Raw genomic sequence first — 13,292 nt, forward strand, 5'->3', positions numbered from 1 at the left:
AGGTCCGGACAACCCGAACGATCATCGTCCGGACCTACTTTTCGGACCGCAGCTCAGCGCGGTGAAGCTCCGCAAAGTTCGGGCGGACAGGACACTATGGGCGAGGACGACGCGCGGATTCGCGAGTGCTTGGTGAGCATCAAGTGCGCCTATTGCGGTGCCGAGGTCAGGTATGTGGGGGAGGGGCGGCGGCCTAAGTTCTGCTCGGCGTCGTGCCGGAGTCGCGCGTGGGAGCTGCGTCGGGCGGCGACCAAACTGGGCCGGGAGAGCCCGATGCCGACCGTGGTGCGCGAAGTGGTGGAGCGTGTCGTCGAGCAGGACCGCCCGGTTCTGGTGCCGATGGTGCCGCGCGTGGTCGCGGAATGGGTGCCGATGCTGGAGAAGCTGGAGCGCCAGGTTCGGGAGAATCCGTTGTCGCTGGTGCGCAGCCAGGACGACTTCGAGGAACTCGCGATGGTCGTCAAGGCGTTGCACGACGCCTTCTCCTGGCGGGATCCCGAGCCGACGACCATAGTCGCGTCGGCGCCCGCGCAGCCCGTTTCGTCCGCTCGGCCGGGCGCGACGTTGTCGCGGCAGCAGCGCCGCGCGATCGAACGCGAGCGGCGTAAGCGCGGCTGAACCATCACAACGGAACCCGCGTTTGGTCTAAGGTATCGCCGTCATCACGGCCATACGTCCGGCCGCGCCCGCGCCGCCGAGCCGACGACGTGGCCGCCAGGGCGCGCCGTGAGCGGTTCATGGTGTGTCAGCACCCGATGTCGGGCGGCACATCGGAAGGGTCCGCGCGCGGGATTCGCTGCGACAAGCCCGGCCGCCGGGGCTGCCGCTCTAGCGGGAAGCCGGATGGGAAGCCGCAGAAGCAGGCGGAGAAGAAGAGCGACCGGCGACAGCAAACGACGCCGGGAGCGACCCGACCGCGCGCCGACGTGATGATTTTGGTGTTGATCGGCAAGCGTTTCTGGGACACCGGTGGATCCCCCGTGCCCGCCGTCCGCGCACGTCCGGCGGGCCGAACGGCGCCCAGAGGGGGATCCACCTTAAGTGGATCCCGGAGAACCAGGCTGATCGGATCGGTCGTTGGCAGGGGCGATGGCGACCGGGTTTGCTCAAAAATGTCTTCGTCGATGCTGCGATACCGGTACAAGCGCTGACCTCATGTGCTCCCAGCCGGGGCGGTAGCGAGTTAGAGGGCAAACCCTGGTTAGCGCTCAGGCCGCGCGGCCGCTGGCATGATCGAGGTACGCGACGGCGGCCGTGCTACCCCCTTCGGTCCGACGTCGTCCGGCCGCTGCGCGCCGGGACGGAGTCCCCCTCTCCGTTCGTCGCGCGGATCCGCGGCCGGTTCGGTTCGAACACAGGGGGTGGGGCGGATGCCCGACTATGTACGACATCACGGACGCCAGCCGCGTGTGCCCGGCGGCTACCCGCACACGCTGGAGATCCGGCTCACGACCAACGACTGGACGCTGCTCGCCGTGGCGGCCGCGAAGGCGGAGCTCGCCGACGGCGCCTACGCCAGCCAGGTCGTGCACCGGCACCTGGCCGCCGAGTTCAACACCGTCCCGGCCGACTGGCGCGAGGTGATGGCGCAGCTGCTGGAACATCGCGCCACCCTCGCCGGGCTGCGTGGCGACGTCGCCGCGGTCGGACGACTGGTCAACCAGATCGCCCGCGCGGTCAACAGCAACAGCTCGACGCCGGCGCCCGCGGTGCTGACCCGGATGTCCGAACGGGTGGAAACCGTCCTGGCGGCCGCCGACGAGGGCCTGGCCGAACTCGACCGGCTGACCGCCGAGGCTCGGACCCGGTTGTGATCGGCCGCGTCGTACGCGGGTGGCGCACGCACGGCCTGATCGCCTACCTGTTCGGTCCCGGCCGCCACCACGAACACGAGAACCCGCACACGATCGCGTCCTGGGATGGCTGCCCGCATCTGCACCAGCCACCGCAAACCGCGCCGGGCCGGTTCGACGTCGGCGACCTGGTGGCCGCGCTGACCGACCCGGCGGCCGCGGCCGCAGTGCCGCAACGGCCACCGGAGGACCGCGACGGCGGGCAGCGCACGCAGGGACCGGTGTGGCACTGCTCGATCCGGGCCGCGCCGGAAGATCGCGAACTCTCCGACACCGAATGGTCGGAAGTCGTCGTCGATCTGCTGCACCGGACCGGCATCGCCCGCCGCGACGATCCCGGTGCGTGCCGGTGGGTGGCCGTGCGGCACGCGACCGATCATGTGCACGTGGCTGCGGTCCTGGTCCGCCAGGACACGCTGCGCCGGGTACACCCGCGGCGGGACTACCACCGGGTCCGCGAAACCTGCCTCGCCGCCGAACGGCACTTCGGTCTGCGCCCGACCAGCCCGGCCGACCACACCGCACCCCGGATCGCCACCCGCGCCGAACGGGAGAAAGCCGTCCGGAACCGTCGGCCAGAGCCCAGTCGTGATCGGCTGCGCCGCATCGTGCGTGGCGTGGCCGCCCGCACCACGGACCCGGAGGAGTTCCTCGAGGCGCTGGCCTCCCACGGGCTTCGGGTGCGTGCCCGGCAGGCTGTCGACGGGCGGCTGCTCGGCTACGCGGTGGCCGTAGCCGACGACCACGCCCACTCCCCGTTGTCGGGGGATGACCTGGTCTGGTTCGGCGGCCGTGCTTTGGCCGCCGACCTGTCCGCGACACGGCTGACCGAACGGTGGGCCAGCGCACCAGCGCCGATCGAAACCCAGCCACCCGATATGGCCGGGAAATGGGCGGCCTGGGCCTCGGCGGCCCACGTTGTCGAGCAGGCCCGAACCGCGGTGGCCCACGGTCACGATGTCGACGGTGTCGCGCACGCCGCCGGCGACATGCTGCTGAACCTGGCCCACCTCAGCGGTGTCTCGGTTCGCGCGACCACCGTGGCGGCCGACGAGTTCGAACGCGCCGCCCGCACGCCGGGGCGAGGGCAACCCGCGCACTGGAGCCGTGCCGCGATCGAGCTGCGTACCGCGTCCTGGCGGCTGGTCCGCACCAGATCAGATCGAGGCCATGCCGTCGCGGCGCTGGCGTTGGTGCTCGCTCTCGCGAGTCTGGTCGCCGAGATCGCCGCGTGGCGAGCGCAGCGGCAACAGATGGCCGCGGCGGCGGCCGCGCACCGTGCGAGCGGCACCTTGACGACCTGGGCCGCTGAACTCACCGAGAAGGTGCAGCACACAACGAAGCGGCCAGGCCAGGACAAGAAGCCCGCACTCCGGAGCGAGCAACCCGCGCACCTTCGACGCCGCGCCACCACTGTCCCCTCCACTACCCGTGGTCCAGTCCGATGAAGAACTCTGCCCGGCACGGGACACCTGTCGCAGGGCGGTTGACCAGCGGCGGCTGTCCGGCGCGAGCTGAACACGAATGGTCGACTGCCCTGAGTCCCGTCCGCTGGGCAGACTGGTGGGTACTGCATGGACGTAGTCGACTGGTGGGTGTTCCCGGCGCCGTCACGGCGCCGGGACCATTCCTTCCGGCCCGGTCAGGGCTTGCCGAGGCGGATTGGGCCGAGGTCGACGGTGGCGTTGAGCAGCCACAGGCCGCCCATGATCACGATCAGGATCGTGATCAGCCGTGCCGTCCGGTCCCAGGAACCCACGGTTCGGCTGACGAACCGCAGCAGGGATAGCGGGATCCGTTCGTCGCCTGCATCTGTGCGTTCATCGAAGGGCGGGTTCGGTTCGCGGTACTGATCATGTTCGTCGTCGCGCGCGGCTGGCGTTCTGTCGTTGCGCGATCGCAATTGGCGGGATGCGGGTCTTATTGTCATGTGTGTGGTCATCCATCTTTATTGATTGGATCTTGTACGGACGAGATGCCATCGAACGGAAGACCGCTGGGGCGGCCCCTCGGACAAGGGGCCGCCCCGTTCACGATCGATGATGCTCAAGATCGACCCTATGAGCACGGCCTTCAACAGCAGTACTGCTTGTCGGCAGCCGGTGGTTTACGCACGACGTACCGGTGACGTGGTTCAGCGCGACCGATCGGTTCACTCGGCTGAGCGGCAGTTCGCCGACATTGTCACTTCTCTGTCCCTCGGGGCGGCATGTCGCTGATATCGGCAGGGCGTGCCCCACCCCGCACGTCGTATGTTCGTTCACATGTTCGACACCGTGCCGCCGGAAGACCTCGTGATGCGGCCGTCGCGCACACCGACGGCCGGTGACCGCTGTCCATGGGGCTGCGATCTGTCCGTGGGCGGAGTCCAGGCGGGCTATTCCCACTGGTACGGCGCGTCCTCGTTCACCTGCCGCGCGTGCCGGGACGCCGGGGGTCCGGGCGCGGGGGAGTGGATCACGGTCAACCCCGAGGTGTCGCATCAGAAACGCCCGGACGAGGTTGACGGCCTGACGATCGCGCTCATGGTTCTGCCACCGGAGGTCCCGGCCGGGACCGGTCAGATCCAGCTGATCCACCAGGGCACTGTCTACGGCTACGTCGTCCTGTCGCTGTGCCCGCGGGGTTGCCGCAGGGCCGTGGTGCAGCACCTTGAGGTGGCCATCGAGTATCGGCGGCGCGGTGCCGGCCGGGTGCTGGCCGAAGCGGCGCGGGCCCGCTGCGAGCGGTTCATGGTCACCACCGCGCCGCTGCCCGCGGATCCGATGTCGACCCGGTTCTGGGCGCAGGTGGGGCTCATCGGGCCACCGCAGCCCCGGCCGTGCCGGCACCAGTTCGACGCGGGGATCGCGGGGGGTTGGGAGGCCGACGCGTTCCGGGCGAACCGGCCCTGACTACTTCCCGACCTTGACGACGGTGGCGCCCCGCTGTTCGTGGGCCTGCCAATATGCCGTGCCGTCCTGCTCCAGCAGGCCCAGGCAGCCACCGCACAGCACATGCGGCTTCTCGATCGGCGCCGTCCCGCACTTGAAACACAGCCGCTGAGCGGTTTCGTTGTCCTCCACGTCGCGGATCGTAGGTCGGCCCACCGACACATCCACGCAGGAACACGATCACCGCGAGCGAGTTCACACCGCCCCGGCGGCATTCTGGAGCCGGAACGCGGTGGTCATGCCCTCGGCGATGGTGGCCACGAACCGGTCCTGGCCGAGTACGGCGGCGACCCGGGCGAGGCCGGGGAGCCGGGCGGTGTCGTCGGCATGGACGAGCAGGCCGGGCTCGTGGTGCCACTGCGCGTCGCCATCGGACAGGATCCGCACCGAGCACAGCCGGACTGGCCACGCCCGCGTCCCGGGGACGTCGGCGGCGAGCCGGTGGCGGGTGGCGCGGGCCGGGTGGACCGGTGCGCCGGGAGTGTAGCCGCGGCGCAGGCCGAGCGGGATCACGATCCCCGGCACCGGTCCCGGTGGGCGGCGGCGCCATCCGGTCGCCGCGGTGAGCAGGTCCACCAGGTCCTCATAGCAAGTAGCGGTGGGTGTCCCGTACCGCGCGCTCGGGTCACGCAGCAGCAGGACCTCGGCGACATCACCGGCGCTGCCCCGGACCACGGTCGTGATCGGCATGTCCCGCCGCCGCGCGGCGGTCTCCAGGGCGTCACACATCGTGCTGTAGGAGTCCAGGGGTACCTGCAGGCGGCAGCACCAGGCGTCCCGCGCGATCGTCGACACCACGTACCGTCCCATTGTCGAGAGGGCCATACCGATCATCGTCGGCGTTCCCGGACCGGCAATCCACGACAAAAGCTGGACAGCACCAGGACAAAGCTCCCCTGCCTGACGGCGGTTAGGCCTTCGTAGAGGAGCCGGCCTTCAGCGAGCTCCCCGGGCCTCGGGTAAGGCCGTGACCACAATGGACGGTGTGGAGGAGCATTTCCGGGTTCATCGGTGGGATCGGCCGGTCGCGCGGTTGTCGCTGATCGCGGTGGCCGGGAGGTCCAGACCGGGTCGTCGACCACCACGGCATTGAGTAGCAGTGGTACAGCAGTTGGGAGCCTGCCGGGTCGAGGCCCCGGTGCGGCGACGGGTACTCGTCGACGTCGGACGACGCCCATACACGTCCCATACCTGGATATAACTGGGTATGGGACGTGTATACGAGACTCATTCGTCGTGTTCGCTGGCGTCAGCCACGTTCACCGCGTGCGCCCGTTCCCGCAGGCTGAGGACGGCTTGCCGGGAGATGCCAGCCAGGCGGGCGAGCATCGCGTTCCTATTCGACTCGTCGCCGTCCTGCGGGTCTCCCCAGCCGTCGATCCGAAGCAATAGTGCCGCGCGGCTCGACTGGGCTTTCTTGTACTGGCCAGCAAGGTTCGCTGCCCGTTGCCCGGTCGAGGTGAGTTCCTGCCGTATGCGGTCCCGCCGCCCGGTCCGTACCGCGGTTAGGTAGGTCTGCGCACCGAGCAGGCGCTTGCCCTTAGTCGCTGCACGGCGTTCCTCGGCCTGTGAGAGTTTCGCCAGCTCGGCATCGCTGGTGCAGTCGTCGATCGCGGTGAGCCGGGTTGTGTGCTCGGTGAACCAGACAGACGCGTCGGTCGGGGTAAGAGCGCCGGCCTGCTCAGCGCGCAGCCGATACAGAGTGGCCAGCACACCGACGAGATAGATCGACACACTGTGCGGCAACGCCGACTCCTCGAGGTGCGCGGCATCGAACCACTGCCCGCGCAGCTCGTACGGAGCGGTGCGGGCCAGCTTCGCCGCGGCCTCGTCCAGCTCGGCATCGGTCATCACCGCCCACTCCGGCGACCCCAGTTCCGGGGTGGCCGCGAGCGCGTCGGTCATGTCGAGCAAACCCGAGAACTTGTAGCTGTTCTCGATCATCCACGCCGCACCATAATTGGATGTGGCCGACAGCGCGCTGTGCGTGTTCCGGCAGAACGAGCCGATCGCCCGGACCGCGGCTGCCGCACGCAGCGACCAGTCCCAACCTCCGGCCGCGCGTCCCTCGACCGGAACCAGGTCGCTGAGGATGACGCGGGCCTGCTCGGCGATCAATCCCAACAACTGTTCGGCCTCGTCCGGGGTTAGGTGATTGCTGATCTCCCAGGTCATATGGTTGGGCACCGGCGCCGGGAAGTCCCAGCGGTGCATCCAGCTGCCGACGTACTTCTGCTCGGTGTGGTCCTCCTTCGCCGGGCCGCGATAGTGCGGATCGCCCAGGATCGCCACCCGCCCGGCGGCCAGGTCGAGGATGACGTGGATGTAGATGTTGGGCAGGTACTGGCCGGGGTCGACGGGCCACCGGTCACGATCGATCGGCACCACGGTCAGCTCGGAAGTCGTTGCAGTCGTCAAAGCAGGCGCGCTCATCGAAATCTCCCTCAGGGCGTTCTGGCGTGACAACACATTGTCACGAAGACCGCTTCTCTGACAACCAGTTGTCACAGTCTTCACTCGTTTGCCTCGACCTCCCGAGAAGGCGCCCGCAGCCACCCGTGGATCACAAACCGTTGGCCGGAATATTTCTCAATATTCCGGCCAACGTGGTACGGTAGCCGGAATATTGAGGCTTTCCCGGCGATGAACGTGCAGGAGACCTCCGCCGAGTTAGCCGGAATATTTCAGTGCCTGAACTACCTGTGCCAACTCAACCCCTTGTTGCTCACCACAGCATGAAGGAGGCTCCATGTCCCGCACCGCCAGTCAGCTGCGCGCCGCCCTGGAGAACGCCCGCAACGACCCTGTCGTTGCTCTCGGCATCAGCGAAGGCGAGGCCTGTGCCGATCGCGCGGCCGCGATCGCCGACCTCGAGGCTCGTCTCGCCGAGCGTGAAGCCGAGGACGCCGGGAGCTGGAACGACGCCGGGAACGCGGAGGTCCTGCCGAAATGACCACCATCGACACGCTGGCGTACTGCGCGCGGATCGTCCGCCCCGGCCACAACACCCTGTACCTCGGGTTTGCGTTCAGGCACCAAGCCGACATGGCGGTTCACAGCTTCCGCCGTCAGCTCACGCACACCACGCACATTCCCGGCACCACCATCGAGTACGGCCTGACTCCGGCCGGGGTCGACGTGATCCCGCCCCTTCCCACCGGCGCGACCGAGATCGCCGACGCGATCGCCCGGGAAGATCGTGACGGCGACATCGGCGCCCTCTTCCCGGACGTGTTCGCGCGCCTGCACGCTCAGATCGGTTACCAGGACGCGTGCGACGTGTACCAGGCCGCGTGCGCCGTGCTCGACCTGGAGGACGAGCCGCCGAGCGAGGTGGAGCAGCTGCGCCGGCGGGTGGCGGAGCTGGAGACGCAACTACGGTCGGTCTACGTCGACCGGCTGGATCTGATCGCGGTGCTCGCCGCCGACCCGGCCCTGCATCCGCGGCTCGCCCTGGACGTCGACGGCGTACCCGGATTTCGCACCGTGCTGTACCTGACCGACGCCGACGTCGGCCAGATGACGTTCCACGTCGCCGACGACGACCTCCAGCTCGTGGAGCATGTGTCGTGGGCCGATGCCGATGATCCGTACGCGACGTGGGACGGCACCGACAAGGACGCCGTGCGCGCCCGGCTTCGGGAACTAGCCCAGCGCCGCGCTACCGACACCGCAGTGACGCATCCGCGGTGACATTTCGTCGACGTATCTCAGCACTAGCCGACCAGAAGGAGACGTGATCACCATGGGGCAGACCGCGACCCCGGCCGACCCAGCCAGCTTCACCGTGGACGGAGTCTGCTGGCAACCCTCCACCGATGCGATGGACATGGTCGGCGTCGACTACCGGACCCGACACGCCTACCAGGCAGGCGTCGACGATGTCGTCTACGTCCTGACAAGCCGATTCGTCCCGATCGACGAACGCCTTGAGTGGTGGTGCGGCGTTCGGCACCTCGGGTTTCGTCATCCGCTCGGCGCATACCGCACCGCGGCGGAGGCGGCCCATTGTGTCGCGGCTTCACGCGCGGAGGACCCCACGTTCTTCTTCACCGAAGATCCTGATGAAGACTAACGAGAATTCGATCAGCGCCGCACTGCCTCCCGAGCTGGCCCCGCTCGTGGACGCCTTCCGTACTCACCTGAACGGGCTGCCGAAGCTGTCGGAGAACACGCGTGCCGGGTACGTGACCCGGCTGCGCGGCTATCTACGCTGGCTGAACACCTCCGTGCTGGATGGGGTAGCTGGCGACGCGCTCACCGACTTCCGCTCGGCGGAGCACGCGGTCATCGAGTACCGACGCTGGATGATGACCGCGGGCAAGCGATCGGGCAACACCGTCAACGCCCACCTCACCGCGGTGGAGGCGTTCTACGCCTGGCGCGGCATCGCGGTGTCCGCACCGCGGCTGGACATCGTGCCGAACCGGCGAGCCCTGGATGCGGACGAGCGTGCCCGGCTGGACAACTTCCTGGCCACCGCGCCGGAGCGCGGCGAGGTCCCGGACGCCCGGTTCCCGCTGAGTAAGCGGGACCAGGCGCTGCTCAAGCTGTTGCGCTACACCGGGGTTCGGCTCAACGAGCTGGCCGCGCTCGACCTGGACGACATCCCGATGACCGACCGTGCAGGCGCGGTGAAAGTCCGCTACGGCAAGGGCGGTAAGGCCCGCGACATCCCGATCGCGCCGCTGCTGCGGCCGGCGCTGGAGCTCTACCGGCCGTGGCGCATCGCCCAGGCCGCGCCGGTCGACGGCGAGCGCGACCCACTGCTGCTCACCCAGCGCCGCCCATTCCGGCGGCTCGGTGACGACGGGATCGGCACCATCGTCACGGATGCTGGAAAGGCCAGCGGCATCAAGGGGCTGACCGCCCACGTCCTCCGGCATACCTTCGCCACCGAACTGCGCGAGCACGGCATCGACAAGCGCCTCATCGCCACGCTGCTCGGTCACGCCGCCGATACCACCGACAACTACACCGCGCCCGATTGGTCCGAGCTCGTCGACGCCCTCAGCGCGGTCTACCCGGCCACCGGCCGCCGGCGGCAGGCACCCAAGGTTTCGCCAGAACACTGAGATTGGAGCACCACGATGGCCCAGACGATGTCGGAGTACAACGACGAAAACGAGCGGTTTGGCCGCATAGCCACCCGCGAGGAGTTCGGCGAGATGATGCGTAGCGGAGCGCTGTTCCTGCCCAGACCTGAATCCTCCGCCGTCGTTGGCACGCCCCTGAAGGAGCTGCAAGGCGCATGTGGACTGACCCATCACCAGACCCGACCCCTTCAGCAGCACGGCATCACGACCGCAGAGCGGCTCGCCGAGCTGGTCGACGCGCACCGCGCGAACCCGGATGGCTCCGAGTTGTCCACCATGGCAGGCTTCGGGCGCGCGCGGATCGAGCTGGCGTGCACCGCAATCGACCGCTGGCGGGACAGCATCGCCGGAGCGGCCACATCGAGCAGGAAGACGTCGTGATGGCGATCCGCGTGCCCTTCGAGGGCGGCCCCCTGGAGTACTGGAACGGCGAGAAGCAGTTCGAGGAGTACGACTCGACCGACCAGCTGGTTGAAGGCGAAGCACTCGACATCAACCCGAATGCGCTCGATTCGCACCAGCCAGACATGATCGAGCGCTACGTCCTGGCCAAGACCGGACGCCAATGGGTTCTGCGGTACGAAGGCCGGCACGACCGGGTACTCGCCCCTGGCGAGCAGCCGCGGCGGGTCGCGATCGACGTGACCACGCGCGTGGCCGACGGCCCTCGCACGGGCAGCATCGTCGTGATCGTCGATTTCGATGCTGGCAACGTGGAGCGGTACAACTCCTTGACATACAAGGCAACCCGGTTCGGCGATCAACTCGCCGAGGGCTACACCCTGCGGGAAACCCCCGAGGGGTGGCGATGGTTCTGGACCCGACCGGAAACCGGAATGAGAGACACGATCGACATCGCACGTCTTGATCAGATCGAGGGGCAGCTCGCGAGCGACGTGCTCACCGATAGCGAGCTGGCCACCGCGCTCAACGACGCCGGGCTTCCTGAACTGGCGCGGGTCGTGGCCTGCTTCGCACGTCATGGACAGCCGCGTTGAGCGACACCGACGTGGCCTCGTAGCCAATCACGGCAATGTCCGCGAAGCCCAGAGGTCCTCTGCGCTGAACACTGTGAACGCCCTCGGCCCCAAGCGGGCCGAGGGCGTTCACGCGTCCTGATGTCTATGTGCGGCTGAGGAAACGACGCCACCAGGAGGTGGGTTGGTCGGCGTTGTGCACCAAGCGGAGAGCAGGCTGGTCAGTGTCAGGTTCGTCATCGTCGACGACGCCGTCGAGGTTGGCGAGGGTGCTGCCGACGGCGAGCCAGGCGGAGGTGGCCCAGCCGCCCTCATGGTCGGTTTCCAGGGTGGTGCGGATCCGTTCGAGTAGCGGTCGTGGGAGATCGGGGCGCTCGGCCAGGTTCATCAGCGCAAACCCAGCTTCGTGGTCGCGTGGGCCGTTCAGGTGTGGGAGCAGGTCGGTGAACAACTGGTCGGCGATCTCCGGGTCGAGGTGCTCGTTGCGGGAGAGGCCGGGCCAGGAGGTCACGACTGTGAGGGCAAGTTCCTGGACCGCGGGGCCGCCACGTTCGGCGACCACGGAGTGCACTTCGGACGAGGGGTCCTGACGCAGCGCGGCCAGCTGTACCTCGACGGACGCCCGCGGGATGGCGCGGCTGCGGACGATGTCGTAGACGCTGCCGCAGAGTTCGGGCAGGCGTTTCGGGTCGGTGGTGGAGCTCGCTTCCGCGTAGAGCTCGCCGACCTGGCTGGGGTAGGAGGTCATCGCGGCGCGGTGGATGATCCACGCCGCGTCGGTGACGTCGCGGCACCATCGGCGGGCGACCTGATCGCTGGGGCCGATCCCGGCGTGCTCGGCCAGCACCTCGATCGTTCCGACGTCCTCAGGATCGAAGAACATCAGCGTGTACTCGGCGAGGTCGGCCTCCGGAGCTGTCCCGCGCCCGGCGATGGCCTGTTCGAGGTGCGCCGTCAGGTGAGTAGCCGGGTAGAGGTCCTGATAGCCGAGGTGGGTCGACAGCTTCCGCCAGAACTGGGCGGCCTGACGATCGGAGCCGCCGCGGCGAAAGCCGGGCAGCACTTTCAGCAAGGTGATGAGCTGGGTCGCCGCCGGCGCCAGGGTCTTGTCATCAGCAAGAGGGGTCGGGTCGAGCAGGTCCTCCGGCCGCATGTCGTCGAGTTCGAGAGCGTTGCGGAGCTTGGTCAGGGTGTCCAGGCGCGGACGGGCGGACTTGCCCGTCTCCAGCTGGCTGAGGGTTTCCTGGCTGATCCCAGCTCTGCTCGCCAGCTCTCGTTGGCCAAGGTGGGCGGTTTCACGAAGGTGCTGCAACATCGTCGCCATAAACCTATTAACGCACGTCGAACGGGTTTCGTTACCCACAGAACGGGTTTTCAGTTCGGTTTTAAAGCTAATTAACCCGTTAGAGCGACCGTTAGACGGCAAACACTTGTTTCCTGTCCCTGTAACGAGAAGAGGCCGGACATCCCCGTGGGGAGCCCGGCCTCTTCGGTCGCCGTAGGATGGATCATCGTGGGCATCGTGTCAGCATGTCGCTGAGTGCGTTCTTCTCCGCGGTGGTGATCGTGAGGCTGTAGTAGTGCTTCACGGTGATCCAGTCGGTGGCGTAGGTGCACCAGAACGAGACGAGCGGCGGCTTCCACTGGTCCGGTGCCTTGTCGCTCTTCTCCTGGTTGACGTTGTCGGTGACGGCGAACAGCTGCGGCCGGGTCAGGTCGTTCGCGAACTGGCGCCGCTTCTCCGTGGTCCAGGACTTCGCGCCGGAGACCCAAGCGGCAGCGAGAGGGACGACGTGATCGATGTCCACATCGGTCGCCTTCGACCAGGTCTCGCCATCATAGGGACTGGTCCAGGTCCCGGACTTTGGCGCACAGTCCGGGCCGGTCACCACGTTCTTCCCGTCTCGTTTGAGCACGACTTCGCGGGTGGTGCAGCCGTTGCCCTGTTTGTCCCAGTGCGGGAATAGCTTCCGGTCGTAGTTGGCGGTGGAGCCGCGCGGCGCGACCTGGAGAGCAGCGAGCTGCTTTCCGATGTCGGCGGGCGCGTTGTCCGTTGTGGCGGCCGTGGTCACCGCGGGTTCGGCGCCGGTGGCTGCCGGAACCTCGCACGCGGTGGTGGACATCAAGGCAGCTGTGGCGAGAAATACGGCGAGGTACGGCATGCGGAGCCTTCGCCCCAGCGGGCGATTCGGTGCGGTGGGCATGAGGATTCCTTTCATGTTGTTGGTGCACAACGAAAAAAGGGGCTGAACCTCGCAGTGAGGTTCAGCCCCGGGATGGGTGCCTTTCGACCGATAGTCAGCGCTGCCGTAACTGGACATGAGAACGGCCGGGTCTCTGGCTCTGTCATGATTTCCGTGTAAGCCACGGATGATTTCTTCTCTGATTCTAGTGGAGTGGCAGGCGGTCTGGGAAGAGTGCGGCGAGGGTGTT

General features: G+C 67.8%; 16 protein-coding genes. 10 read left to right on the top strand and 6 right to left on the bottom strand.

What is annotated here, in order from left to right; genetic code table 11:
• Positions 1-273: 273 nt before the first annotated feature.
• From ACZ6YV_RS44030 to ACZ6YV_RS44040, 3 genes are all read left to right on the top strand, one after another.
• A complete protein-coding gene (locus ACZ6YV_RS44030; RefSeq protein ID WP_465515351.1) occupies positions 274-618 on the top strand; it encodes a hypothetical protein in 345 nt (114 codons plus the stop codon).
• 752 nt (positions 619-1,370) lie between these two features.
• Complete coding sequence (locus ACZ6YV_RS44035; protein ID WP_465515352.1) at positions 1,371-1,814, top strand: hypothetical protein; 444 nt, start codon at positions 1,371-1,373, stop codon at positions 1,812-1,814.
• Positions 1,811-3,301, top strand: coding sequence for a relaxase/mobilization nuclease domain-containing protein (locus tag ACZ6YV_RS44040; RefSeq protein ID WP_465515353.1), 1,491 nt, complete (start codon positions 1,811-1,813; stop codon positions 3,299-3,301). Before ACZ6YV_RS44035 ends, ACZ6YV_RS44040 begins: the two co-directional genes overlap by 4 nt.
• Positions 3,302-3,495: 194 nt before the next feature.
• On the opposite strand, the gene ACZ6YV_RS44045 is transcribed toward ACZ6YV_RS44040, so the two are convergent.
• Complete coding sequence (locus ACZ6YV_RS44045; protein WP_465515354.1) at positions 3,496-3,795, bottom strand: hypothetical protein; 300 nt, start codon at positions 3,793-3,795, stop codon at positions 3,496-3,498.
• Positions 3,796-4,117: 322 nt separating this feature from the next.
• Here ACZ6YV_RS44045 and ACZ6YV_RS44050 point away from each other — a divergent pair, with 322 nt between their 5' ends.
• The gene (locus ACZ6YV_RS44050; RefSeq protein ID WP_465515355.1) at positions 4,118-4,747 is read left to right on the top strand and encodes a GNAT family N-acetyltransferase; all 630 of its coding nucleotides are present in this window, start codon (positions 4,118-4,120) and stop codon (positions 4,745-4,747) included.
• On the opposite strand, the gene ACZ6YV_RS44055 is transcribed toward ACZ6YV_RS44050, so the two are convergent.
• The 3 genes from ACZ6YV_RS44055 to ACZ6YV_RS44065 all read right to left on the bottom strand — a co-directional run bounded on the left by ACZ6YV_RS44055 (position 4,748) and on the right by ACZ6YV_RS44065 (position 7,219).
• A complete protein-coding gene (locus ACZ6YV_RS44055; protein ID WP_465515356.1) occupies positions 4,748-4,918 on the bottom strand; it encodes a hypothetical protein in 171 nt (56 codons plus the stop codon).
• A 63-nt stretch (positions 4,919-4,981) separates the two neighbouring features.
• Positions 4,982-5,611 carry a hypothetical protein gene (locus tag ACZ6YV_RS44060; protein WP_465515357.1) on the bottom strand — a complete coding sequence of 210 codons (630 nt, stop codon included), beginning with the start codon at positions 5,609-5,611 and terminating at the stop codon, positions 4,982-4,984.
• Between the two features lie 402 nt (positions 5,612-6,013).
• The gene (locus tag ACZ6YV_RS44065; protein ID WP_465515358.1) at positions 6,014-7,219 is read right to left on the bottom strand and encodes a hypothetical protein; all 1,206 of its coding nucleotides are present in this window, start codon (positions 7,217-7,219) and stop codon (positions 6,014-6,016) included.
• 316 nt (positions 7,220-7,535) lie between these two features.
• On the opposite strand from ACZ6YV_RS44065, the gene ACZ6YV_RS44070 reads away from it, so the two are divergent.
• Genes ACZ6YV_RS44070 through ACZ6YV_RS44095 form a run of 6 tightly spaced genes read left to right on the top strand, consistent with a single transcriptional unit; the run spans position 7,536 to position 10,880 of the window.
• Positions 7,536-7,739, top strand: a complete 204-nt coding sequence (locus tag ACZ6YV_RS44070) for a hypothetical protein (protein ID WP_465515359.1) — start codon at positions 7,536-7,538, stop codon at positions 7,737-7,739.
• Positions 7,736-8,479 (top strand): hypothetical protein, encoded by a 744-nt coding sequence (locus ACZ6YV_RS44075; protein WP_465515360.1) that lies wholly within the window; start codon positions 7,736-7,738, stop codon positions 8,477-8,479. Before ACZ6YV_RS44070 ends, ACZ6YV_RS44075 begins: the two co-directional genes overlap by 4 nt.
• A gap of 43 nt (positions 8,480-8,522) precedes the next feature.
• Positions 8,523-8,861 carry a hypothetical protein gene (locus ACZ6YV_RS44080; protein ID WP_465515361.1) on the top strand — a complete coding sequence of 113 codons (339 nt, stop codon included), beginning with the start codon at positions 8,523-8,525 and terminating at the stop codon, positions 8,859-8,861.
• On the top strand, positions 8,851-9,861 hold the full coding sequence (locus tag ACZ6YV_RS44085; protein ID WP_465515362.1) for a tyrosine-type recombinase/integrase: 1,011 nt from the start codon (positions 8,851-8,853) through the stop codon (positions 9,859-9,861). The genes ACZ6YV_RS44080 and ACZ6YV_RS44085 overlap by 11 nt, the downstream gene beginning before the upstream one ends.
• A gap of 15 nt (positions 9,862-9,876) precedes the next feature.
• Complete coding sequence (locus tag ACZ6YV_RS44090; protein WP_465515363.1) at positions 9,877-10,263, top strand: hypothetical protein; 387 nt, start codon at positions 9,877-9,879, stop codon at positions 10,261-10,263.
• Positions 10,263-10,880 carry a hypothetical protein gene (locus ACZ6YV_RS44095; protein ID WP_465515364.1) on the top strand — a complete coding sequence of 206 codons (618 nt, stop codon included), beginning with the start codon at positions 10,263-10,265 and terminating at the stop codon, positions 10,878-10,880. The genes ACZ6YV_RS44090 and ACZ6YV_RS44095 overlap by 1 nt, the downstream gene beginning before the upstream one ends.
• A gap of 124 nt (positions 10,881-11,004) precedes the next feature.
• Here ACZ6YV_RS44095 and ACZ6YV_RS44100 read toward each other — a convergent pair whose 3' ends face one another.
• Both ACZ6YV_RS44100 and ACZ6YV_RS44105 read right to left on the bottom strand, forming a co-directional pair.
• Positions 11,005-12,174, bottom strand: a complete 1,170-nt coding sequence (locus tag ACZ6YV_RS44100) for a helix-turn-helix domain-containing protein (RefSeq protein WP_465515365.1) — start codon at positions 12,172-12,174, stop codon at positions 11,005-11,007.
• Positions 12,175-12,367: 193 nt separating this feature from the next.
• On the bottom strand, positions 12,368-13,063 hold the full coding sequence (locus ACZ6YV_RS44105) for an HNH endonuclease family protein (RefSeq protein WP_465515366.1): 696 nt from the start codon (positions 13,061-13,063) through the stop codon (positions 12,368-12,370).
• Positions 13,064-13,292 lie beyond the last annotated feature (229 nt).

The sequence above is a fragment of the Amycolatopsis sp. NPDC102522 genome, from assembly GCF_055584485.1.